Origin of the sequence: Nocardia sp. XZ_19_231, from assembly GCF_015355705.1 — a bacterium.
Lineage (GTDB): Bacteria > Actinomycetota > Actinomycetes > Mycobacteriales > Mycobacteriaceae > Nocardia > Nocardia salmonicida.
Map to the genome: position 1 here is coordinate 946,333 of NZ_JACUZI010000003.1, position 23,438 is coordinate 969,770.

The window sequence follows — 23,438 nt, forward strand, 5'->3', positions numbered from 1 at the left end:
GCTCGTTGGCTCCCCACCGGGAACATCATGCGGGCCGAACCTGAGAGTTTCCGCAAAGCTCGTTTTCAGGATTCGTCGAGTCGACGCAACTGCTCGGCGATATCGAAGTCGGCGGGCGGCCAATCGAGTTTCAACTGGGCCAGCGCGGCGATCAGCAACTCGGTGACCGCCAGACGCGCGTACCACTTGTTGTCGGAGGGCAGCACGTACCAGGGCGCGTACTCGGTGTCGGTGCGATCGAGAACAGCCTGGTAGGCCTTCTGGTATTCGGGCCAGTAGGCGCGTTCGGTGATGTCGGAGGGGTTGAATTTCCAGTACTTGTCCGGTCGCTCCAGCCGTTCGCGCAGCCGGCGCTTCTGTTCGTCGAGGGAGACGAACATGGCGACCTTCACGATGGTGGTGCCCGTGTCGGCGACCTCTTTTTCGAAGGCGTTGATCTGGTCGTAGCGCTGCTCCCACTCCGCCTGCGGCACGAGCTCGTGTACCCGCACCACCAGCACGTCCTCGTGGTGGGAGCGGTCGAAGACGCCGACCTGACCGTGCGCGGGCAGTTTGTTGCGGATGCGCCACAGGAAATCGTGCTGTTTCTCCAGCTCGGTCGGCACGCCGAAGGACGCGTGATCGACTCCCTGCGGGTCGACCGAACCGATGACGTGGCGCACGATGCCGCCTTTGCCCGCGGTGTCCATGCCCTGCAGGATCAGCAGCACGCTGTGCTGTCCACCGGTGCGACCGTGCGCGAACAGCTTCTCCTGCAAGACCGACAGCACCGTCGCCCGTTCGGCCAGCAGTTCCTTGCCCGAACGCTTGTCGCCGGTGAAGCCCGGCGTGCTCGAGGGGTCGAGATCAGCGACGCGCTGACCGTCGGCGCGCAGCGCGATATCAGCCGGTTCGGTCCAGTTTTTCGCCATTTCCCATGCCTACCACTAGTGGGTGGGTTTACCGGGCAAGCTCGACGCAATCGTTGCCTGCCAGCACTGCACGCCCGCCGGGTCTGCGATGTCGGCGCTGTGCACGTAGACGGGGTCTTCGCCCGCGCCACGCTGGGCGCGATAGTCGGCGAGGAGACGAAAAGCGACGGCGCCGAGCGGAATGATCGCGGCCAGGTTGACCAGTGCCATCGCGCCCATGAACACATCGGCGAGGTTCCAGATCAGACCCACCGAGCCGAGCGCGCCACCGAAGACGGCTACCAGCACCAGGATTCGGAAGGCGGTGAGCACCTGTGGACGAGTGGTGATGAATTCGATATTGGCGCGACCGTAGTAGAAGTTGCCGATCATCGAGCTGAACGCGAGCAAGAACACCACCGCGGTGAGCACGTGCCCGGCCCAGTCGCCCAGCGACGCCTGCAGCGCGCTCTGGGTGAGGTCGGCGCTACGCCGCTCGGACAGGTCGGGGTCGGTGGTGAGAATGATGAAGGCGGTGATCGAGCAGATCAGCAGGGTGTCGAAGTAGACGCCGAGCGACTGGACGAGACCCTGCTTCACCGGATGCGAAACATCCGCTGCCGCAGCCGCATTGGGCGAGGAACCGAGCCCCGCCTCATTGGAGAACATCCCGCGCCGGATACCTTGCGCGAGCGCGGTACCGATCCCGCCGCCGACCACCTCACGCAACCCGAACGCCCCGCCGACGATATCGGCCAGCACCCGCGGCAGGTCGGTGATATTGAGTGCCACCACCGCGATGCCGAGCAGCAGGTACACGATCGCCATCACCGGGACCAGCACCTCGGTGATGTGACTGATCCGGCGCACGCCACCGAAGATCACCACCCCGAGCAGCGTGATCAGACACAGCCCCACCACCGGGGCGAACCAGTCACCGTCCAGCGCCGACAGCGACGCCCGCCCGGTCGCCACGATGGTGTTGGCCTGCACGGCGTTGAACACGAAACCGAAGGTCACCGTGATGATCACCGCGAACGCCAACCCCTGCCAACGACGCCGCAGCCCGTATTCCATGTAGTACGCGGGGCCGCCGCGAAAGGTCCCCGGCTCGTTTTCGCGGCGCTTGTAGAGCTGGGCGAGGGTGGATTCCACGAACGCCGACGCGGCACCGACCGTGGCCATCGCCCACATCCAGAACACCGCCCCCGGCCCGCCGACACTGATCGCGGTCGCGACCCCCGCGATATTGCCGGTCCCCACCCGCGCCGCCGCGGAGATACTGAAGGCCCCGAACGCCGACACCGATTTCTTCCCGTCGGCGGCCGTCGGCCCCTTCTCCGCGACCACCCGGAACATCTCGGGCAGCATCCGCACCTGCACCACGCCGGTGCGCACCGTGAAGTACACCCCGGCCACGATGACCAGCGGAATCAGCAGCCAGTTCCAGAACACATCGTTGACATCGACGATCACCGAGTTCAGGGTGTCCATCCGGCGAACGCTACCGCCGGCGCGCGCCGTGACCGGTCAGGCTGCGTCCCATGTTGCTCAGTGGCTGAGGGCGGAGACGACGAACATGGCGGCCACGCCGAAGAGGGTGCACAGCAGGGTCAGTCGGGAGGGGTGGCCCGCGTGGGCTTCGGGGAGGATGTCGGCGGTGGCGAGGTAGAGGAGGAACCCGGCGAAGTAACCCATGTAGAGGCCGATCCAGTTCTCCGGGACGTGGATCACGGTGCCGAGAACGGCGCCTACTACGGGGGCGACGGCGTCGAGGGCCAACAGGATGAGGGCGCGTTTGCGGGCAGTGCCGTAGACGGTGGGAATGGTGAAAGTGTTGAAGCCGTCGGCGAAGTCGTGGCAGATCACGGCGATCGCGACGGACATGCCGACCGCCGCGCCCGCCTGGTACCCGAGGCCGATACCGAAACCGTCCAGGGTGCTGTGAAAGATCAGGCCGCCCGCGGCCAGGAGACCGACGGACTCGAAACCGTGCTTGTGCGTACCGAATTCCTGCTCGTGACCACGATGGATGGCGACCGCTCGCTCGATCACGTGCAGGCTGAGGAAGCCGAGGACCGCGGCGATCAACACATACGGGATACCGCGGAACATGCCGTCGGTCTGTTCGAGCGCCTCGGGAATCAGATCGAACGCGACCACGCCGAACATCACCCCGGCCGCCAATCCGAGAACCAGGTGCTTGCGGTCGCCGATCCGCATGGCGACGAAACCGCCGAACAGCGTCGACAACATCGACACCAGGGACAACAGGATCGCCATGCGCTGCCTATTCGTCGGTGGATGCGGCTTCGGACTCGGCCTTCTTGCGCTTCTTCTTCGACGGAGGCGCGTCGACCTCTTCGGTGACCTCGTAGCGGCGCACATACGCGCCCGCGAAACCTTGCAGCGTGGCGGTGACAGGAATCGCCAGCAGAGCGCCGGTCGGCCCGAGTAACGCGGCACCCGCGACCACCGCCCCGAAGGCCACCGCCGGGTGCATGTCCAGGGTGGTCGCGGTGATGCGCGGTTGCAGGACGTAGTTCTCGAACTGCTGATAGGCGACGATGAACAGCAGTATCCACAGGGCGGTGATCGGGTCGTGTACCAGCGCGACCAGCACCGGGAGCGCACCGGCCATATAGGTGCCGACGGTCGGGATGAACTGGGAGACGACGCCGACCCACAGCGCCAAGGCGAACGCCGACGGCACATCGAGCACCCGCAGCGCGACATAGTGCGCGATCGCCGAGCACAGCGCGAGCAGGGCCCGCGAATAGATGTAGCCGCCGGTCTTCTCGACCGCGATGTCCCAGGCCCGCAACACATGCTTCTGCTGTCTCGGCGGCAGCAGCGAACACACCCAGGTGCGGAAACGCGGGCCGTCGGCGGCGAAGTAGTAGGTGAACAACAGCACCCCGAGCAGCTGGAACAGCGCGCCGATCGCGACAGTGCCGATGCCCCAGACGTTTCCGGCCAGACCCACCAGATACTTCTCGATCGTGGAACTCCACTCCGAGGCGTATTTGGTCAGGTCGTCACCCGAAAGATCCTGGTGGAAGGTCGAATTGATCCAGTTCACCAGATCCTGGACGTAGTCGGGGGCGTTCGCCACCAGCATGGTCACCTGGTTGACCAGCAGCGCGCCCAGCGTCCACACGAACGCGACGATCACCACCAGCAAGGCCAGGAACACCGCGCCGGTGCCGGCCCCGCGCGGAACACCGCGCGCGGCAAGCCAATTCACCGCGGGTTCGATCGCGAACGCCAGGAAGATCGACACCAGCAGCACGGTCAGCAGGCCCTGCATCTTGCCGAGCACCCAGAATGCCGCGATCAACCCGGCTACCGCGAGCACGGAATACAGCAGCGCCCTCGGCAGCCAGCGCGGTGGTGTTCGCACCGACCAGAAGGCAGGCAGAGGTCTCGAGTCGGCGGACCGTGCGGCAGGTTCAGCGGATTCGTCCTGGGCAACCACGAATGTCACGGTACCCAGGACGAGCGCCCACCAGCCCGTCGGCGCGCGTACGCCGACCCGGACAGCTACACCGTGGCGGTGTCGATCACGAACCGGTACTGGACATCGCTGGCGACCACGCGGTCGTAGGCGGAGTCGATCTCATCGGCGGAGATCAGTTCGATCTCCGCGCCGATCCCGTGCGAGGCGCAGAAGTTCAGCATCTCCTGGGTCTGCGCCACGCCACCGATCATCGAACCGGCCAGTGACCGGCGGAAACCGGCGAGGTTGCGCCCGGTGACGCTCATCGGGTTCTCCGGCAGGCCCAGGATCACGAGGGTGCCGTCGAGGGCGAGCAGGCGCAGGTAGCTGTCGATGGGCAGGTCGGCCGAGACGGTGTTGATGATCAGGTCGAACCGGCCGCGCAGCTGACGGAAGGTTTCCTTGTCGCTGGTGGCGTAGTAGTGGTGGGCCCCCATGCGCAGGCCGTCGTCGCGCTTGCGCAGCGACTGGCTCAGCACCGTCACCTCCGCGCCCAGCGCCGCCGCGATCTTCACACCGACGTGCCCGAGCCCGCCCATCCCGATGATCGCGACCTTCTTGCCCGGTCCCGCGTTCCAGTGCTTCAGCGGCGAGAACAGCGTGATGCCCGCGCACAGCAGCGGCGCGGCGACGTCGAGGCCGATGCCTTCGGGGATCGCGACGACGAAGCTCTCGTCCACCACGATCTGGGTGGAGTAGCCGCCCATCGTGTACCCGCCCGGCTGCGCGGTTTCGGGGACGCGCGAGTTATAGGTCCAGGTGGGACCGTTGGTGCAGTACTGCTCCTCGCCCGCCAGGCACGGCACGCACTTTCCGCACGAGTTCACCAGGCAGCCGACGCCGACCCGGTCACCGACCTGGTACTTGCGCACCGACGAGCCGACCGCGGCGACGATGCCCGCGATCTCGTGGCCTGGCACGCACGGGTACTGCGCGCCACCCCATTCGTCGCGCGCGGTGTGGATATCGGAATGGCAGATACCGGCGTACTTGATATCGATCAGCACATCATCGGGACCGACCTCGCGACGTTCGATCGTGACCTTTTCGAAGGCCCCGTCAGGAGAGGGCTTGGCGTAGGCGGCAGCGGTGCTCATGGCTACATGCCTACAGCCGCATGCGTGCTTTGCCAAGTAGGCCGCGCCTCGACCGCGTCCGTATCGAGACCGGCGGACGCGGAAAACCGGTCACAATGGATTGGTCGGCTCGCGAGAGAGGACATCCGCCATGAAGCGTGTCGGACGAGTGCTGGTGACGATGCTGGTCGCGCTGCTCGGGGTGTGCGCGTTTCTCGGGTATCGCGGGGAGTTCGCCCTGGTCGAGCCGGAGTTCGTGGCGCAGGCGCAGGCGCCCGTGCTGGTGCCGCTCGACCCCGCGCTGGTCGCGGGACAGATGGAATCGGTTCTGGTCAATATCGACGTCGACGCGGCCGGTTTCGGCATCGGGGCGGCCGGATCGGGGATCGTGCTCACCTCCGACGGACAGATTCTGACCAGTCATCATGTGATCAAGGGCGCCGAGGCGCTGAGCGTCACCGATATCGCCAACGGACTCGTCTACGAGGCGACCGTGCTCGGCTACGACTCCGGCGCCGACATCGCGCTGCTGTCGTTGGCCGGGGCTACGGGACTACCGACCGCACGGCTCGGCACCTCCGCCGACCTGCGGATCAGCCAGGATGTGCTGGCCATCGGCGACGCGGGCGGCGACGGCGGCGAGCCGACCTCGGTCGCCGGTCCGATCACCGATCTGGACGCGACGATCGTCGCCATGAACTCCGCCGACCTGACCCGCAAGGCACTGAACGGGATGGTCGAGATCGCCGCGCCGGTGATGGGCGGGCAGTCCGGCGGCGCGCTGGCCGACGCGTCAGGGGCGGTGGTCGGGGTGATCACGGCGGCGTCCGGCGAGCACGCCCGCGCCGAGGGCAAGCCAGCCAACGGCTACGCCGTCCCGATCGACACCGCCATGCGAATCGTGGCCCAGATCCGTTCGGGAACCCCCACCGACACCGTCCACATCGGCCCCACCGCCACCCTCGGCGTCCAGGTCATCGATGCCAGACCCGCCGGCGCCCAGGTGAGCTGGGCCTTCTACGGCCAGCCCGCCCGCGAAGCCGGTATCACCATCGGCGACGTGATCACCGCCGTCGACGGCGTCTCGATCACCACCGCCAAGGCCCTGAGCGCCGCCATCAACCTCCGCAAGCCCGCCGACCCGGTCCGCCTCGACGTCACCTCCCCCAACGGCACCACCCGCACCGTCGAAGCAGTACTCGCCCACGGAACCCCCAACTGACCTTGTGTCACTCGAGGGTTTGGAGGAGTTCGACGAGGGTGAGGCGGAGCTTTTCCATGTGGGTTCGGCGGTAGAGGGCGGTGTCGTATTCGAGTTGGAGGGTGAGGCGGTCCGCGATGGTGAAGGTGGTGAGTTTCGGGGGCATGGCCGGGCCCATGGCGTAGACGTCGTCGCGGACGAAGGCGATGTCGTCGGGGATCGAATGGGGTTGCAGGCGGCCGATATTGGAGATGGCGATGGTGGGGGGTGCGGAGAGGAGGGCGGCGGTGAGTTCGTCGTTCACGAGTTGGGCGGCGAGGGGGAAGTGGGCGGGTTCGCGGCGGTCGAGGCCGGCGCGCAGGCCGGTTTCGATCGCGTGAGCCAGTTCGAGCTGGGTGGTTTCGCCGGTCGCGTGGACCAGGACGCCCGCGCCGGAGGCGAAGTTGACGACCGTCTCGGCGGGTACCGGCGGGTCGAATTCCGCGCGAACGTCGGCCGCGTACCCGCAGATCATCGGCAAGGGGCCTGATTCGGAGAATCGAGTTCGGAAGGCGGTCAGCGCCGTACCTGCGAGCAGGCTGGTCACCGAAAGGCCATGGGCGCGTGCCACTGTCACGAGTCCGGCGGTCTCCTCGGCGCTCAGTTCGATGCGCTGCATCGCGAATCGGCCGAGCGGATCGGTGCCGGAACCATCGCGGGGCAGTGTTCGCGGCGCGTCCTCGGGACCCATCGTCGCCGCGCCAGCCCTGATTTCGTCCAGCCATGCTCCGGCCGCCGCGACCGAAACCACCTCGGCCAGCCGGGTATCCATGGCCTCGGGCAGCGCCTGATCCGAATTCGCCTCCGGCACAGCAGAACCTGTCGCGTGTGCCGCGTAATGCCGCCACATCTGCCCGAGCAACGCGAATCCCGATCTGCCATCGGAGATTCCGTGATGGACGACCAACACGATCTGCTGACGCAGACCCGCCCGCAGCAGGTACGCGCGAAACAGCCCGTCACTCCAGTCCCTCGGCCCGTTGACCAGCGTCAGATACTCGGCTTCCCCACCTTCGACGATGTCGAGCCGAGGCCGGAACTCGTCGTCGCGGACGAAATAGCCAACGCCGTCGTCGGTCACCACCCGACTGCGCAGCAGCGGATGCGCGGCGGCGAGTTCGTCGAGCACTGTCCGCAGGATCGTGGGGTCGAGCACGCCGTGCACCGTGGTGCCGAGAAACAGTGGCATCCCGCCGGTCGGCACGCTGCCGATGGTCGTGCCGGTGCCGAAGAAGCTGGATTCGAACGGGGAGATACGTCGCCGAGAGGTCATATGCGAAACATACATCCGTTTCATACACTTGTCACTGACGTTTGTTTGAAACAGATGTCACAAACAGACGTATGCGCCGCTTGCTATCGTGCGCGGGTGGGAACGCGCGAAGATCTTCTGGAAGCCGCCAAGCAGTGCCTGGCCGAACGCGGCTATGCCCGCACCACCGTCCGCGATATCGTCGCCGCCTCCGGCACCAACCTCGCGGCCATCAACTACCACTTCGGCACCCGCGACAAGCTGCTCCAACAGGCGATGCTGGAATCGAGCGCGAGCGCGGTCACGCAGATCCTCGACGCCCTCCCCGCGAGCGATCCGGCCGATCCCACCGCCCGCCTCGAAGCGTTCTGGCACAGCCTGATCACCTCGTTCGTCGAGAACGCGCCGCTGTGGCACGCCAATGCCGAATGCCTCAACCAGGCACTGCACTCGCCCGAGCTGCGCACCGAACTCGCCCACGCGCAGGGCCGGGCAAGGCGCGGTCTGACCGAGGCCTTCGGCAACGGCGACAGCAATGTCGGCGCGATCCTGCAGACGATGATCGGCGGCCTGCTCCTGCAGTGGCTGATCGACCCGGACAACGCCCCCACCGCGCCCGAGCTCACCGCGGGCGCCCGCGCCATGATCCGCGCCTGACCCGCTCGACCACCGAACCGGCGCGCAGCGATCTCACCCGCTCCGGGCGATGTGAGCCGCCCGAGTATCGGCGGATGCTGGTGTCGCGCGGTCCGACGATGGTCGCGCGACGCGGACGCCAGGACGAGGAGCGCGCATGCCGGATCAGAACGTCCCCGAATTGACCGCACAGGCCTACCTGTACGGATTCCCGCTGGTCTTCAACCTCGATTCGATCGAGCGATTGCTCCACGAGGGCATCGGCGATCTCCCCGCGACGCCGTTCAACGACTTCGCCCATGCCCGCACCCTCGCCGACGCCTCGGCGACCTTCGTCTCGATCAACAACGACACCGTGTACTCGATCGGTCTGATCGACCTGTCAGTCGGTCCGGTGACCTTCCACGTGCCGGAGGCCGGCGAGCGGTACTACGTCATGCAGTTCATCGACGCCTGGACCGACAACTTCGCCTACGTCGGCACGCGGGCCACCGGAAACCGCGCGGGCGACTACCTCCTGGTACCGCCGGGATGGACCGGTACCGCCCCCGACGACACGACGGTCATCCATTTCCCCACCGTTATCGGCGTGATCGCCGGACGATGGGCCTGCGCCGACGAGGCCGACCTCCCCGCCGTGCACGCCTTGCAGGACGCGCTGACCTTGACAACCGCCGACGGAGCCGCACAGCCGACGGGACTTCCGTCGCCGGATCCGACGGTCGCCCCGGACCTGATGTTCCTCGAGAAAGTCCGTGTCTGGTCGCAGGCGTTTCCTCCCGCGAAGCGCGATCTCGCGCTCCAGGAATCGTTCGCGCCGATCGACCTGACCACAGCGGGCGCCTCGCCCTACCTGTCCCTCGACCCGGATCGAGCATCCGCGCTGCGCGCCGGATTGGGTGAGGGCCAGGAAGAACTGAGCAACGCGACGAAGAGCGGGGCTGGCGCCGGGGAGAACGGCTGGCAGTCGATGCTGCACCTTTTCGACTACAACATCGACTTCTTCGAGGTCGGCACGGTCGACGACGAGAACTTCAAGATCACCGACCCGAACCAGCGAATCATCGCTCGCGCCGTAGCCGCCAAGGCCGGACTCTGGGGCAACCACGCCTACGAGGCCGCCTACGCGATGATCTACACCGACAGCACCGGCCAGCAGCTGACCGGCGCGAACGCCTACACCCTTCGCCTCGACCCCACCCCGCCGGTCGACGCCTTCTGGTCGATCACCATGTACTCGACCCCGGACTTCTACCTGTGCGCCAACCCGATCGACCGCTACTCGATCGGCGACCGCACCCCCGGCCTCGTCTACGACGACAACGGCGCGCTCACGATCACCATCAGCCACGCCGAACCCGCCGACCCCAAAGCCCGCGCCAACTGGCTCCCCGCCCCCGAAGGCGACTTCCGCCCCTGCCTGCGCATGTACCAGCCCCAGCAGGCAGTCCTCGACCAGTCCTACGTCCTCCCCCCGATCATCAGGGCCTGATCCGAATCACGCTGTGTCCGTTCGACGCCCAGACAAAGGGGCGCACCGGAATCCGGTGCGCCCCTTGTCTTGTTCGCTTACTCCTCGGTCGCGGCAGCCGCCTGGGCGGCCAACGCCCGTCGACGAACCCGGCGAGCCGCGGCCACCATGTTCCGCAACGACGGCTCCAACTGCCAGTAGTGGCGGGTCTTGAGGCCGCCGTCCGGGTTGGCCCACAACCGTTGCGGGGTCACGGCATTCGCGGCCTGGGTGAGCAACTCGTCGAACTCGTCGATGTCGGGGATGCGGGCCGAGCGGCTCTCGTACACACCGGGACCGACGCCGTGGGTGAGGCCGTGGCCGGAGGACAGGTCCTCGGTGAGCGCCTCGATGACCCATTCGATCGAGCGGGTCGCCACGATCGCGGTGACGTCGGCATCGAGCTGATCGATCGCGTCAACCACCTCGGTGCGGCCGGAATAGCCGATGTGGGTGTGGATCTGGGTGTCGGAACGCACGCCGGAGGTGGCCAGCTTGAACGCGCCGACCGCCCAGCGCAGGTACTCCTCGCGGCCGTGCGGGCGGGCGGGGAGCAGCTCACGGATGGCGGGTTCGTCGACCTGGATGATCGCGATTCCGGCCTTCTCCAGGTCCACCACTTCGTCCCGGATGGCAAGTGCCACTTGGTCGGCCGTCTCGTAGAGCGGCTGATCCTGGCGGACGAACGAGCGCGCCAGCATCGTGACCGGCCCGGTGACCATGCCCTTCACCGGCTTGTCGGTCAGCGACTGCGCGTAGGTGGTCCACTCCACCGACATCGGCGCGGGCCGCGCCACATCGCCGTAGACGATCGGCGGGCGCACACACCGCGAGCCGTACACCTGCACCCAGCCGAAACGGGTGGTCGCGAAGCCGTCGAGCTGCTCGGCGAAGAACTGGATCATGTCGTTGCGCTCGTGCTCACCGTGCACGAACACGTCGAGGCCGATGTCTTCCTGGAGCCGGATCGTCGCCTCGATCTCGGCCTCGACCAGCTTGCGGTAGTCGTCGTCGGACAGCCGTCCCGAGGACACCTCGTGGCGGGCCTGACGCAGTTTGCCGCTCTGCGGGAACGAGCCGAGCGTGGTGGCGGGCACCAGGGGCAGGTTCAACCGCTCCTGCTGCGCGGCCGCGCGCTCGTCGTAGGGCGCACGTTCGCGCATCTGGGGCGTCACGGCGTACACCCGCTGACGCACCGCGTGCTTCTGCTTGAAGTGCACTTCGGTGGGCCGCTTGCGCCAGTGCTCCGACGGGCCCTCGGTGAGCGCCTTGGCGAGCGAGACGACCTCGCCCACCTTCTGTTTCGCGAAGGCGAGCCGGTCGGCCACGTTGCCCTCGATGTCGTACTCGGCGAGCACGTCGTAGGGCACGTGCAACAGCGTGGTGCCGGTCGACACCACCAGATCCGGGCACACCTCGGCGATCGCGTTCAGGTAGTTCAGCGTGACCACCCGGTCGGCCCGCCACACGTTCTGGCCGCTGATGACACCCGCGTAGATCCGCTTGCGCTTGATGCCGGGGATCGCCGCCAGCTCCTCCGGCTGCATACGGTAGGAGGCCAGGTCGAGGCCGATCGCCTCGACATTGCTCGCGGCCAGAATCCGCAGCGCCTCACCGAAGTCGCCGTACTGCCCGGTGACCAGGATGCGCGGACGCAACGGCGCCTTCGACAGCTGGGTATAGGCCTTCTCGAACGCGGCTAGTTCGGCGGGAGTGCGCTCGCCGGTGAAGCACGGCTCGTCGAGCTGCACACAGGTCGACCCTCGCTTGGCGAGGATCGAGAACAGCTCTTCGTAGAACGGCAGCAGCTGATCGAGCAGGCTCAACGTGTCGAACTCGGTCTCGCCCGGCACATGCCCGGCCTTCGACAGCAGCAGCAGCGACACCGGGCCGAGCACCACCGGACGCAACTCGATCCCGCGGGCGGCCGCCCGGTCCCACTCGTCGAGCAGGGCCTCGGGATGCAGCGAAAACGTGGTGTCGGCGTCGAGTTCGGGCTGACGGTAGTGGTAGTTGGTGCCGAAGAATCGCACCAGCTCGAGCGGCGGGGTGTCGGGGTTGCCGCGCGCCATCAGGAAGTAGAAGTCCAGCGGGTCGAGACCCTCTTGAAATTCCTTGAAACGCGAGGGCACCGCACCGAACAGCAGCGCGTTGTCGAGGATGTGGTCGTAGAAGGAGAAGGTGTTGCCCGGTACCTGGGAGAGTCCGGTCGCGGCCAGCTCGTTGAACTGACGCTCCTGGATATCGCGCCCTACCGTGAGCAGTTCCTCGCGTTCGAGCGATCCGCGCCAGTACGACTCGAGCGCACGCTTGAGCTCTCGGTGCGGACCGATCCTCGGGTATCCGAGAACGCTCGACCCGAATCCATCGGTGACGTTGACCATGACCGCCGATACTCCCTTTCGATCACACGCTGCGCTCGAGACATAGCACCGGGCACGCGAGCGCGTCCGGCTACAGCAGCTTAAGCCGCAAGAACGCCTCCGCGCCGCTCCCCCCGCAAACCCCGAGCACCTGAGTGCCTCTTCTTGTAAGTCTTTTAGGGGCCCGCCCTGATCTGGACTGAGCGGAGGGTGCGACGAAGGAGTACCCGGAGGGAGGGAAGATCAGGGGCCCGAAGGGCCCCGCTCGAGCGCGCCAGCGCTCCGATCAACACAGCCCTCCGGTGAGCAAACTTCTATTTGCCGTACTGGTAGAACCCGGCTCCGGTCTTCTTACCGAGCAGCCCGGCTTCGACCATGCGCATCAGCAGCGGCGGCGCCGAGTAGAGCGGCTCCTTGAACTCGGAGTACATCGAGTCCGCGATGGACTTCACGGTGTCGAGGCCGACGAGGTCGGTCAGCGCCAGCGGGCCCATCGGGTGGGCACAGCCGAGCACCATCGCCTTGTCGACGTCGTCCTTGGTGGCGAAGCCCGACTCGACCATCCGGATGGCCGAGAGCAGGTACGGCACCAGCAGCGCGTTGACGACGAAACCGGAGCGGTCGGCCGATCGCACGATCTGCTTGCCCAGGATCTCGGCGGCGAACTGCTCGGCGCGCTTGGCGACCGGCTCGCTGGTCTTGAGCGTGGTGACCAGCTCGACCAGCGGCAGCACCGGCACCGGGTTGAAGAAGTGCAGACCGACCACGCGCTCGGGGTTGGCGGTGGCGACGGCGATCTTCATGATCGGGATCGAGGAGGTGTTGGAGGCGAGCACGGCGTTCGGGTCGGTGACGACCTTGTCCAGCTCGGCGAAGATGGCCGTCTTGACCTCTTCGTTCTCGACAACGGCCTCGACCACCAGCTGACGGTCGGCGAAGTCGCTGAGATCGGAGGTGAAGCGCAGCCGCCATGCGGCCTGCTCCCGCTCACGCTCGGTGATCTTGCCGCTGCTCACGCCACGGTCCAGCGAACGCAGGATGCGTGCGCGGCCCGCTGCGGCGAGTTCACGCGTGGTCTCGTAAACGAGGACGTCGACGTGCGCGCGTGCGCACACCTCCGCGATGCCCGCGCCCATTTGTCCGGCGCCGATGATGCCAACGCGCTGAATCTTCTCGCTGCTGCTCACGTCCCGCTCCTGCTGTGTGTCTGGCTGTGGGGTGGCTGGGGAGGTCATAGCGACCAAAGTATAGGGATGCCCTCCCTCACCGAGGGCTGATCGGCGAGGGAGGGCGTACACCCCTACCGGAGTAGAGGAAAGACGTTGCCGGTCAAAGCAACTCCGAGGGAGATCAGTGGAACTGACCCTCTTCGGTGGAGCCCTTCAGGGCGGCGGTCGACGTGTTGGGGTCGACGGTGGTGGCGATGGTGTCGAAGTAGCCGGCACCGACCTCACGCTGGTGCTTGATGGCGGTGAAGCCACGCTCGGCAGCAGCCTTGAACTCGCGCTCCTGCAGGTCGACGAACGCGGTCATGCCCTCGCGAGCGTAGCCGTGCGCCAGGTCGAACATGCCGTAGTTGAGCGAGTGGAAGCCCGCCAGGGTGATGAACTGGAACTTGAAGCCCATCGCGCCGAGCTCACGCTGGAACTTCGCGATGGTCGCGTCGTCCAGGTGCTGCTTCCAGTTGAACGAAGGCGAGCAGTTGTAGGCCAGCAGCTGGTCCGGGAACTCGCTGCGAACCGACTCGGCGAACTTGCGCGCGACCTCGAGATCCGGGATACCGGTCTCCATCCAGATGAGGTCGGCGAAGGGGGCGTAGGCCTTGGCACGCGCGATGCAGGGCTCGATGCCGTTCTTCACACCGAAGAAGCCCTCGGCGGTACGGGTGCCGTCCAGGAACTCACGGTCGCGCTCGTCCACATCGGAGGTGATGAGGGTGGCGGCCTCGGCGTCGGTGCGGGCGATGATCACCGAAGGCACGTCGGCGACGTCAGCGGCCAGACGCGCGGAGGTCAGGGTGCGGATGTGCTGCTGGGTGGGGATCAGCACCTTGCCACCGAGGTGGCCGCACTTCTTCTCCGAAGCCAGCTGGTCTTCCCAGTGCACACCGGCGGCGCCGGCCACGATCATGGCCTTCTGCAGCTCGTAGGCGTTCAGCGCGCCACCGAAGCCGGCCTCGGCGTCGGCCACGATCGGGGCCAGCCAGTTCTTGACCGTCTCGTCGCCCTCGACCTTGGAGATCTCGTCGGCGCGCGACAGCGCGTTGTTGATGCGACGCACGACCGCGGGAACCGAGTTCGCCGGGTACAGCGACTGGTCCGGGTAGGTGTGGCCGGACAGGTTGGCGTCACCGGCGACCTGCCAACCGGACAGGTAGATGGCCTTCAGGCCGGCGCGAACCTGCTGCACGGCCTGGTTGCCGGTGAGGGCGCCCAGCGAGTTGATGTAGTCCTCGTTGTTCACGAGATCCCACAGGATCTCCGAACCGCGACGGGCGAGGGTGTGCTCCTCGACGACGTTGCCCTGCAGCTTGGAGACCTGCTCGGCGGAGTAGGTACGGGTCAGGCCGTTCCAACGCGGGTTGGTGTCCCAATCCTGCTGGATTTCCGCTGCGGTCTTCGGGGTGCCGGGGAGAGACATCTCTTGACTCCACTTCCTCGTGTGGTCGGTGCCCCACACAGTCGGCGTGCGAATCAACCGGCGGCTGAAGGCTTTCGGTTGCACATCTCGTACTGCTGGAGCAATTTGCAGGCTTGCTAGGACTTACTAGGGCCCAAGGGGTGTACTTCCAAACAATGGCACACCCGGAAATAGCCGTCTACCTGTTGGTTGTGTGAATCTCAGCTAGTTTTGTCGACGCGTTTGCTAACTTTGCGAAATTAGCGGGCTGATTGCAAGCATCGGGCCTACCGGCGGGTAGTGCTGACCAGGAGTTTTAGCATAACGCTCGTACTGTTAGCGATCACCGGGCGGGCGCCCTCCGACACTCCCGAGCCTTCCAGCGTGTGAGTCGTTTCACACACCACGCCGGACACGAATGATGTGCGTGTCGTCACTCGATTCGGTCACGACGCGAGGATTCCCCCATCGCCCCCCAGAAGTGGGTGCACCGCCCAGCGTGCGAGACACTCATCCACCGAGACGAAAGAGTGGGTCCATGAGGATTTCGAGGATCGCGGCGACATCGCTGACCGTATTGGCGGCGGCCCTGTGCCTGGTACCGGTGGCGAGCGCGCAACCGAACGAGTCGGCGGGCACCGTCGTCGGCGTCGAGTCGCTGTCCGCCGCGGCGACCCTGCCCGGTTCCGCCCGGGCCGAGCGCCTGCTCTACCGATCGACCACCGCGGGCGACCAGCCGACCACCACCAGCGCGGCCGTGTATTTCCCCGCCGGCGAGGCCCCGCAGGGCGGCTGGCCGGTGATCGCGTGGGCACACGGCACCGTCGGACTCGGCGACGACTGCGCCTACAGCGTGGCCGGGCCCGCCGCGGTCGAACGTGACTGGGCCTACCTCGGCACCTGGTTGAACCAGGGCTACGCGATCGTCGCCGCCGACTACGCGGGCCTCGGCGGCCCCGGCGAACATCCCTACCTGAACGGCATCGCCGAAGCGCACAATGTGGTCGACGCGGTAAAGGCCGCGACCGAGCAGTACTCGTCCCTGTCGAACAGGTGGGCCGTGGTCGGCCAGTCCCAGGGCGCGGGCGCCGCGGTGTTCACCGCCCGCTACGCCACCGAATTCGGCGGTCCCGCCTTGGACTACCGCGGCGCGGTGGGCACCGGCGTCCCCGCCTACATCGAGGACGTCATCGGACTCCTCGGCCCCGGCGTGCCCCCCATCGCCCTGAGCTCACACCTCACCGCCTACGTCCTGTACATCCTCAGCGGTCTGCGCACCACCTACCCCGACCTGAACATCGACGGCCTGCTCACCGACACCGGCCGCACCTGGCTCGCCCGCGCCCAAACCGAATGCATCGGCCCTCTCGGCGACGAACTCGCCGCCGCGAAGCCCTCGATCGGCAGCATGTTCGCCCGCCCCATGTCCTCGATCCCCGACGTCCACGGCCTGCTCGCCCACTACATGGGCCTGCCCGAATCCGGCTACGACCGCCCGCTCTTCCTCGGCCAGGGCCTCCAGGACACCGACGTGGTCACCCCCGAAACCCTGCGCTACGCCGCGGTCCTGCAAGCCAACCGCCAGCCGCTCACCTTCCGCACCTACCCCACCGACCACGACGGCACCGTCAACGCCTCCCTGGTCGACTCGGTGCCCTTCGTCAGCGCCTTGTTCGCCTGACCCGAGTACGAAAACGGCCCCGCGCTACGCCAAGTAGCTTGGGGCCGTTACCTTTTCGAACGTACAGTCGCAGGCGTGAGAATTATTCGATCCGCCGTCCTTGCCGCTTTCGTGCTGCTGCTCGCACCGGCCTTCGCGCACGCCGACCCGCCGCCGATCTTCACCCAGGAAGAACAGTGCGAGACCACGCGCACCCTGGTCGACAACATCCGCGCCGCGAAACCCGATGCGACGCCGGAAGAGATCGCGGCCGCGTTCGTCGACTACATGGATTCCATGGGCGCCTACAACCGCGTCCCGCAGGCCAAGGAATCCGATCGCCAGATCACGCTGAGCAACATCGAACGCTGCGGTTTGGCCTAGGCGCCGGACCGACGTCGACCCCGCGCGCAGCGGGGTCGGCGTCGCGCGATCAGTCGCCGAGGAGCCGAACCCCCGCCGGGTGGACTTTGCGCCAGTGCTCGGCGATGTCGATGCGGCGCGTCGTCCACACCCGGTCGTGCGATCGGACGTGGTCGAGGAACCGTTCGAGGGCGGCGGTGCGGGCGGGACGGCCCGCGATGCGGCAGTGCAGGCCGACGGACAACATCTTCGGGGAGCCTTCAGCCCCCTCGCGGTAGAGCACGTCGAAGGCGTCGCGCAGGTGGGCGTAGAACTCGTCGCCGTTGGCGAAGCCCGCCGGGGAAGAGAAGCGCATGTCGTTGGTATCGAGGGTGTACGGCACCACGAGGTGGTTCTGGCCGCGCACCTCGGTCCAGTAGGGGAGATCGTCGGCGTAGGAGTCGGAGTCGTAGACGAAACCGCCCTGTTCGACGACCAATTCGCGGGTGTTCGGGGAGTCGCGGCCGGTGTACCAGCCGAGGGGAGCCGCCCCGGTGAGGTCGGTGAGGATGCGGACCGCTTCGGCCATATCGGCGCGTTCGCGCTCGCGATCGATCAGCTGATACGACTTCCATTGCAGTCCGTGGCAAGCGATTTCGTGGCCGAGTTCGGAAAAGGCCGCTACCGCTTCGGGATTGCGCTGCATCGCCCGCGCCACGGCGAAGACGGTGAGCGGGATGCCGCGCCGTTCGAAGGCGCGCAGCACCCGCCACAACCCGGCGCGCGAGCCGTATTCGTAGAGCGATTCCATGCTCATGTGCCGGTTCGGAAAGGCATCGGCGGGCGTCATTTCGGAGAGAAAGGTCTCCGAATGCGGCGAACCGTCGAGGACGTTGTTCTCCCCGCCCTCTTCGTAATTCAGCACGAACTGCACCGCGATCAGCGCGCCGTCGGGCCACTGCGGGTCGGGCGGATTCGGCCCGTATCCGACGAAATCGCGGAGCTCGCTCATGCGCTGAGCTCCCCGTAGAGGCGCAGCCGGGCGAGGCCGCCGTCGGGATAGATGTCGAGTCGTACCTCTACTACCGAGGCGGCCGCGAGGGCGAGCGCGAAACGATGCCGGGTGTCGGGGAGCAGGTCGGTGCGCGGCAGGAGTTCGACTTCTGTTCCGTCGCTGGTCAATCCGGTGAGCGACGCGGAGGCGGGGCTGTTTCCCAGGAAGCAGGAGGTGTCGATCTCGGCGAGACGGATCGCGCCGGGGCCCGCCAATTTGATGCGCACCCAGTCGTTTCCGTCGTCGCGGCGACGCGCTGTCTCCCAGCCGTCGCCCATCTCCCTGGCCAGGCCGGGGTAGAGCATCTGGTTCGGCGAACTGTAGAAGCGGTTCGAGCAGTCGAGCACGATGGCGCCGTTTTCCAGCGCGGCGAGGTCGAGCGGGCCGAGGCCGAGGAGCGCGGTATCGGGGCGACCTTCGCCGTGCACGCGAAGGCGGGCCACGCCGCCATCGGGATGCATGGTGAGTTTCACATGGGTCCACCGGTTCTCGTCGTCGACGGCGAACGGATTCCGGCTGTCGCCACCGACCTTCACGCGGTCGAGCAGGGTCACCCAGTCGGTGCGGGCGGCGATCTCCTCGGCGGGCGGGTAGCCCTCGATCGCCAGCGCCGACAGCGACACCTCGGGCGGAAAGTTGCCCTTGAACCAGGCGGTGTCCACCACCACGCCGCGGATCACGCCGGGCACGCCGAGGCGCACGACGGCCGAATCGTCACCGGGTCTGCCGCGATGCCTGCGGGTCTCCCAGCCGTCGTATACCTGACCCTTGTGCCCGAACGTCGCCGGCTGGTATTCCGACGGACCCGGGCTGACGAGGTTCTCCTTCTCCGCGAAGAATTCGTCGTTCGCCCAGATCACCGAACCGCCAAGGGTGCGGACGGCCAGATCCGGGAGCAGGGTGAAATCGTCGCTGCCGTTGACTCGGCTCACGGGTGCCTCCTCTGGTCGGGTTCGATATTACTGGTATACCGCTATTTGCGGGGGGTCGCTCATGTCGTACGCACCCGCCGAGCGGCGAGGTCGAGCAGAACATCGCCGGTCAGGTCCGGGGCCTTCGCGAGTAGTTCAGCCTCGGTGAACGCCCCGGCACGCAGGCCACGCAGCACGGTGCTCGCCAGCGCTTCGGCGGTAGCGGGCTCGTCCAGCACGCCCCCGCCGCGCCGGTCCAGATAGGCGATCAGGCGCGGCACCGCCACCTCGGACGCGCTACGGAAGAAGTCGTAGGTGGCGAGCCAACGGGTGATCAGGTGACCGGGGTGCATGTCCCAGCCCTGGTAGTAGCCGCGACGCAGCGCCCGGTCGACCAGGCGGTAATGGTTGGCCATCGCGCCCTCGGGATCGACATCGGGGACGATCTGGGTGGAGCCGTCGCAGATCCACACCCCCGTCTGCGCGGCGGCGACCTGCATCACCGACTTGGCGTAGTCGGCGGCGGGATGGTCGAGGGCCTGATCGGTGGCCGCGATGCCGCAGGCGGCGGTGTAGTCATAGGTACCGAAATGCAGTGCGCTACAGCGTCCGTCGGCCAGCTGGATCATCTTGACGATGGGCGCGGTGCCGTCGGAGGCGATGATCGCCTGCGGGCTCTCGATCTGCAGCTCGAACCGCAGCGACCGTTCGGGCAGGCCGTGGCCACGCTCCAGCCCGGTGCACAGGTCGACGATCGCCGACACCTGTTCCGCGGCACGGATCTTCGGCACCGTGAACACGAAGCCGGGCAGCGCGCCACCCGCCCCGTCGAGGACGAGTTCGAGGGTCCGCAACGCGCGCCGACGTTCGTTCGCGGCCAGCCCCTTCGTCCGAACACCGAAAGAGACCGGAGCGCCGGGCTTTTCGGCCCACGCCGCCAACGCCTCCCCCGCCACCTTCGCCGCCGCGTCCTCTTCCTCGTCGGTCCGGAACCCGTAACCGTCCTCGAAGTCGATGCGCATGTCCTGCACCGGCCGGTCCGTGAGTTGACGGCGCACGGCAGGCAGCGAGCCGGTGACGTCGAGGCCGACGAGGAAGTCGGCGTGGCGATGCAGCAACTCCGAGGCGGTAGCCCCCCACTCGGCGGGGGTCTGCGCGGTGGCGCGGTCGGCGGCAACGTAGGCGGTGTGCACGGGCTGGACCCGGTCACCGGCCCCGGGGTAGCGCACGCGCAGTTCGGCGTCGACGGAGTCGAGAACGGAGTCGATGCGGGCTCGAATATGTTCGGGCAGGCGAGTATTCACCCGGCGGTTCCTTCCTTGATGGCCCGCCACACCCGGTCGGCGGTCATCGGTAATCGGTCCGGGCGGACACCGATGGCGTCGCGGATCGCGTTCGCCAGGGCCGGGGCCACCGGGTTGTAGGGGGACTCACTCATCGATTTGGCACCCAGCGGGCCCAATTCGTCACTCGTTTCGGCGAAATAGACCTCCGTGCGGGGCAGATCGGCGAACTGTGGAACGTGATAGTGGCGCAGCGTCCTGGTGGTCACCACACCGTATTCCGACCGCATGTCCTCGTAGAGCGCGGTACCGAGTGCTTGCGCGACCCCGCCTTCCACCTGCCCGCGCAGCTGCACGGGGTTGAGCACGGTGCCCGCGTCGGCGACCTGGATCGATTGCAGAATCCGGACCACACCCGTCGAGGGCTGGACCGCCACCCGGAACGCGTGGACATTGAAACTCACCGAGCGCGGGGTGCCCGCGTGGGTGCCGTGGGCGATCAGCCCGCCGTCGGCGAGCAGTTGGGCCGCGGTGATCAGCTCGTCGCCGCAGCGCACGCCGCCCGCCTCGAGCAGGCAGTCGCGTTCGGGGTGGCCGCTCACCTTCGCCGCCCTCGCCAGCATCATCGCGTGCAGTTCGAGCGCCGCCGCGTAGGAGGCTTTGCCCGCGACCATGGTGCCGGTGGAGCCGAACGCGCCGGTGTCGTGGCCGACCACGTCGGTGTCGGACTGGCGGATGACGATCCGCTCGGCGGCGGTGGCCAGTGCCGTGGCCGCGAGCTGGGCGTGGACTGTCGTGGTTCCGTTGCCGAATTCCGCCGTGCCGACTCCTATTTCGTAGCGACCATCGGAGAGCAGGCTCGCCGTGGCATCGGCATGGTGTCCACGCGGGGGCACGGTCGCGATCATGGCCACGGCCATCCCCTCGCCCACCTGCCAGTGCGGGCCGGGCGCCGCGACACCGTTGCCGCGACGGAGTGCCTGTTGGGCGGTGTCGAGGCATTGGTCGAGACCGTAACTGCCGAAAGTCAGGTCGGAATCGTCGATTTCGGCGGCGGTGAATTGATCGCCCGGAATCACCACATTGCGACGGCGGAATTCGAACGGGTCGATGCCGAGTTCGCGGGCCAGTTCGTCGATCGCCGATTCGACGCCGAAGATCACCTGGCCGAGCCCGTACCCACGGAACGCGCCGGAGGGAACGTTGTTGGTGTACACCGCTTGCGCGTCGACCCGCTTGTTCGGGCAGCGGTAGACGGCCACCGATTCGCCGACCGAATGGAACATCACGCCCGCGCTGTGATTGCCGTAGGCGCCCGCGTCGGCGAGGACGTCCACCGAGAACGCGGTCAGCACCCCCGCCGCGTCGGCGGCCGCGGTGACCGCGACGCGCATCGGGTGACGGCACGTGGCCGAGGTGAATTCGTCGGTGCGGGTGAACTCGTATTGCACGGGATGCCCGGTGCGCAGCACGGCCAGCGCGATGAGATCCTCGGCCAGCATCTCCTGCTTCGCTCCGAATCCGCCGCCCACGCGAGTGGCGAACACTCGCACGCGATCTCGATCCAGCCCGAACAGGTGGCACAGTTCGTCGCGTACAAGGAACGGCACCTGCGTGCTCGAGCGGACGACGAGCCTGCCCGCGTCGTCTAGCCAGCCGATTCCACCGTGGGTCTCCAGGTGCACGTGCTGCACGCGAGGTGAATTCCACACGCCGCTCACCACTTTCGCGGCTTGCTCGATGCCGGCATCGAAATCACCCACACCGCCGTGGATCTCGGCGATCAGATTGCGCCGCGCGTCGGCGATCCGTGCCGAGTCCGGCTTGTCGGCATGCAGCAACGGTGCGCCATCGGCCAACGCTGCCTCGGGCTCGAAGACGGCGGGCAGCACCTCGTACTCCACGTGCAGCGCTCGCACCCCCGCACGTGCGGCGTCCAGGGTCTCCCCCACCACGGCGGCTACCCGTTGCCCCACGAACCGGACCGTGCTGTCGAGCACGAAGGTGTCGTCCGGATCGTCCTCGCGCAGTTCGTGACGAGCCGTGGAGAACGCGGTCCGCGGTCCATCCACATGCGTCAACACCGCGTGCACACCCGGCACCGCCCGCGCCGCGGCCACGTCGATGGAGACGATCCGCGCATGCGCGTGCGGACTGGCCAGCACCGCCAGATGCCACGGAGCCACCGGCGGCATCTGCTCCCCCGCCCCCGGCACCACGTCCATCGTGAACGCCTCCCCACCCCGCACGATCCGCGCCCCCGCGGGCGCCCCCACTCCGTCGCCGATCTGCCCCGGCCGATACTTCCGCCGCATCACCCCACCGACCCGCGCCTCCACTACCGACACGGCAGACGCCCCGACCTGCGGCCCTTCTTCGGCCGAGACCGCGGTGACCTCGCCGGCCAGATGCCCGCCCACATAGGACTCGACACCAGGCCCCTCCGCGACGACCGGCCCCTCCGATCGTGCCGCTTCATCACCTCGCGCCCGCACGTCATCACCAGGCGCATGAGCTGACCGACCGTCATCGCTACGCGCCGCGGTGGCCGCAGACACGTCCGGCAGCGTTCCCGTGTCCGGCGATTCCACCTGCGACTCGGTATTTGTGCACAGTGATGCACAGGGTGCGGCCAAGGAATCGGCGATGGCGCGATAACCCGTGCAGCGGCACAGGTTTCCCTTCAGCAGTTCGGCGCGTTCCGCGTCGGTGATTGCCTGAGCAGCCGAGTTGTCCACAGCTGTGTCGGGCCGAACGGCGGCCAGACCCGATGCTGTCACCACCATTCCAGCAGTGCAGAAACCACATTGGAACCCGGCGTTCGCCACGAAGCTGCGCTGCACCGGGTTCGGCCCGTCCGTATCGCCGAGTCCCGCGGCGGTCGTCACCGCGCGGTCGGCGGCGCGGTGTGCCGGGATCAGGCAGGAGTGGACGGGTTCGCCGTCGAGCAACACCGAGCAGGCGCCGCAGTCGCCGGAGTCGCAGCCCTTCTTGACCGCCAGCTCACCGTGTTCGCGCAGCAACGTGCGCAGGCACTGGCCGGGCCGCGCGCTCACTTCGACCGCACGGCCGTCGATATCGAGCCTCATGAACCACCTCCGTG

18 protein-coding genes are annotated in these 23,438 nt (G+C 67.3%); 5 read left to right on the forward strand and 13 right to left on the reverse strand.

The annotated features are described in order from the left end of the window. Positions 1 to 65: 65 nt before the first annotated feature. From IBJ82_RS17565 to IBJ82_RS17585, 5 genes are all read right to left on the reverse strand, one after another. Positions 66 to 911, reverse strand: coding sequence for a PPK2 family polyphosphate kinase (locus IBJ82_RS17565; protein ID WP_194826922.1), 846 nt, complete (start codon positions 909 to 911; stop codon positions 66 to 68). Between the two features lie 15 nt (positions 912 to 926). Beyond that, positions 927 to 2,384, reverse strand: coding sequence for a sodium:alanine symporter family protein (locus IBJ82_RS17570; RefSeq protein WP_194826923.1), 1,458 nt, complete (start codon positions 2,382 to 2,384; stop codon positions 927 to 929). 57 nt (positions 2,385 to 2,441) lie between these two features. Then, on the reverse strand, positions 2,442 to 3,173 hold the full coding sequence (locus tag IBJ82_RS17575; protein WP_194826924.1) for a ZIP family metal transporter: 732 nt from the start codon (positions 3,171 to 3,173) through the stop codon (positions 2,442 to 2,444). A gap of 7 nt (positions 3,174 to 3,180) precedes the next feature. After that, on the reverse strand, positions 3,181 to 4,293 hold the full coding sequence (locus IBJ82_RS17580; protein WP_370585354.1) for an AI-2E family transporter: 1,113 nt from the start codon (positions 4,291 to 4,293) through the stop codon (positions 3,181 to 3,183). A gap of 140 nt (positions 4,294 to 4,433) precedes the next feature. Beyond that, on the reverse strand, positions 4,434 to 5,486 hold the full coding sequence (locus IBJ82_RS17585) for an NAD(P)-dependent alcohol dehydrogenase (protein ID WP_063004052.1): 1,053 nt from the start codon (positions 5,484 to 5,486) through the stop codon (positions 4,434 to 4,436). Between the two features lie 130 nt (positions 5,487 to 5,616). Here IBJ82_RS17585 and IBJ82_RS17590 point away from each other — a divergent pair, with 130 nt between their 5' ends. Then, positions 5,617 to 6,687 (forward strand): S1C family serine protease, encoded by a 1,071-nt coding sequence (locus IBJ82_RS17590; RefSeq protein WP_194826925.1) that lies wholly within the window; start codon positions 5,617 to 5,619, stop codon positions 6,685 to 6,687. Positions 6,688 to 6,694: 7 nt separating this feature from the next. Here the strand turns inward: IBJ82_RS17590 and IBJ82_RS17595 are convergent, their stop codons facing one another. Next, the gene (locus IBJ82_RS17595) at positions 6,695 to 7,978 is read right to left on the reverse strand and encodes a hypothetical protein (RefSeq protein ID WP_194826926.1); all 1,284 of its coding nucleotides are present in this window, start codon (positions 7,976 to 7,978) and stop codon (positions 6,695 to 6,697) included. A gap of 96 nt (positions 7,979 to 8,074) precedes the next feature. Between IBJ82_RS17595 and IBJ82_RS17600 the strand changes: the two genes are divergently transcribed. Both IBJ82_RS17600 and IBJ82_RS17605 read left to right on the forward strand, forming a co-directional pair. Then, entirely contained in the window at positions 8,075 to 8,614 is a 540-nt protein-coding gene (locus IBJ82_RS17600; protein WP_194826927.1) for a TetR/AcrR family transcriptional regulator, read from the forward strand. A gap of 136 nt (positions 8,615 to 8,750) precedes the next feature. Beyond that, positions 8,751 to 10,085 carry a DUF1254 domain-containing protein gene (locus tag IBJ82_RS17605; protein ID WP_194826928.1) on the forward strand — a complete coding sequence of 445 codons (1,335 nt, stop codon included), beginning with the start codon at positions 8,751 to 8,753 and terminating at the stop codon, positions 10,083 to 10,085. 77 nt (positions 10,086 to 10,162) lie between these two features. On the opposite strand, the gene metE is transcribed toward IBJ82_RS17605, so the two are convergent. From metE to aceA, 3 genes are all read right to left on the reverse strand, one after another. Next, on the reverse strand, positions 10,163 to 12,487 hold the full coding sequence (gene metE / locus IBJ82_RS17610) for a 5-methyltetrahydropteroyltriglutamate--homocysteine S-methyltransferase (protein ID WP_194826929.1): 2,325 nt from the start codon (positions 12,485 to 12,487) through the stop codon (positions 10,163 to 10,165). A 293-nt stretch (positions 12,488 to 12,780) separates the two neighbouring features. Continuing rightward, the gene (locus IBJ82_RS17615; protein ID WP_255284589.1) at positions 12,781 to 13,653 is read right to left on the reverse strand and encodes a 3-hydroxybutyryl-CoA dehydrogenase; all 873 of its coding nucleotides are present in this window, start codon (positions 13,651 to 13,653) and stop codon (positions 12,781 to 12,783) included. A 163-nt stretch (positions 13,654 to 13,816) separates the two neighbouring features. Then, a complete protein-coding gene (aceA, locus tag IBJ82_RS17620) occupies positions 13,817 to 15,106 on the reverse strand; it encodes an isocitrate lyase (protein WP_194826930.1) in 1,290 nt (429 codons plus the stop codon). A 517-nt stretch (positions 15,107 to 15,623) separates the two neighbouring features. On the opposite strand from aceA, the gene IBJ82_RS17625 reads away from it, so the two are divergent. Both IBJ82_RS17625 and IBJ82_RS17630 read left to right on the forward strand, forming a co-directional pair. Next, positions 15,624 to 16,766: a lipase family protein gene (locus IBJ82_RS17625; protein ID WP_194826931.1), complete on the forward strand. Its 1,143-nt coding sequence runs from the start codon at positions 15,624 to 15,626 to the stop codon at positions 16,764 to 16,766. A gap of 75 nt (positions 16,767 to 16,841) precedes the next feature. Continuing rightward, entirely contained in the window at positions 16,842 to 17,129 is a 288-nt protein-coding gene (locus IBJ82_RS17630; protein WP_194826932.1) for a hypothetical protein, read from the forward strand. 49 nt (positions 17,130 to 17,178) lie between these two features. Here the strand turns inward: IBJ82_RS17630 and puuE are convergent, their stop codons facing one another. Genes puuE through IBJ82_RS17650 form a run of 4 tightly spaced genes read right to left on the reverse strand, consistent with a single transcriptional unit; the run spans position 17,179 to position 23,424 of the window. Further along, positions 17,179 to 18,099: an allantoinase PuuE gene (puuE, locus tag IBJ82_RS17635; protein WP_194826933.1), complete on the reverse strand. Its 921-nt coding sequence runs from the start codon at positions 18,097 to 18,099 to the stop codon at positions 17,179 to 17,181. After that, positions 18,096 to 19,073, reverse strand: coding sequence for an allantoicase (gene alc / locus IBJ82_RS17640; protein ID WP_194826934.1), 978 nt, complete (start codon positions 19,071 to 19,073; stop codon positions 18,096 to 18,098). Before alc ends, puuE begins: the two co-directional genes overlap by 4 nt. Before the next feature lie 59 nt (positions 19,074 to 19,132). Then, positions 19,133 to 20,356 (reverse strand): aldolase/citrate lyase family protein, encoded by a 1,224-nt coding sequence (locus IBJ82_RS17645; protein ID WP_194826935.1) that lies wholly within the window; start codon positions 20,354 to 20,356, stop codon positions 19,133 to 19,135. Continuing rightward, positions 20,353 to 23,424 carry a molybdopterin cofactor-binding domain-containing protein gene (locus IBJ82_RS17650; RefSeq protein ID WP_194826936.1) on the reverse strand — a complete coding sequence of 1,024 codons (3,072 nt, stop codon included), beginning with the start codon at positions 23,422 to 23,424 and terminating at the stop codon, positions 20,353 to 20,355. Before IBJ82_RS17650 ends, IBJ82_RS17645 begins: the two co-directional genes overlap by 4 nt. Positions 23,425 to 23,438 lie beyond the last annotated feature (14 nt).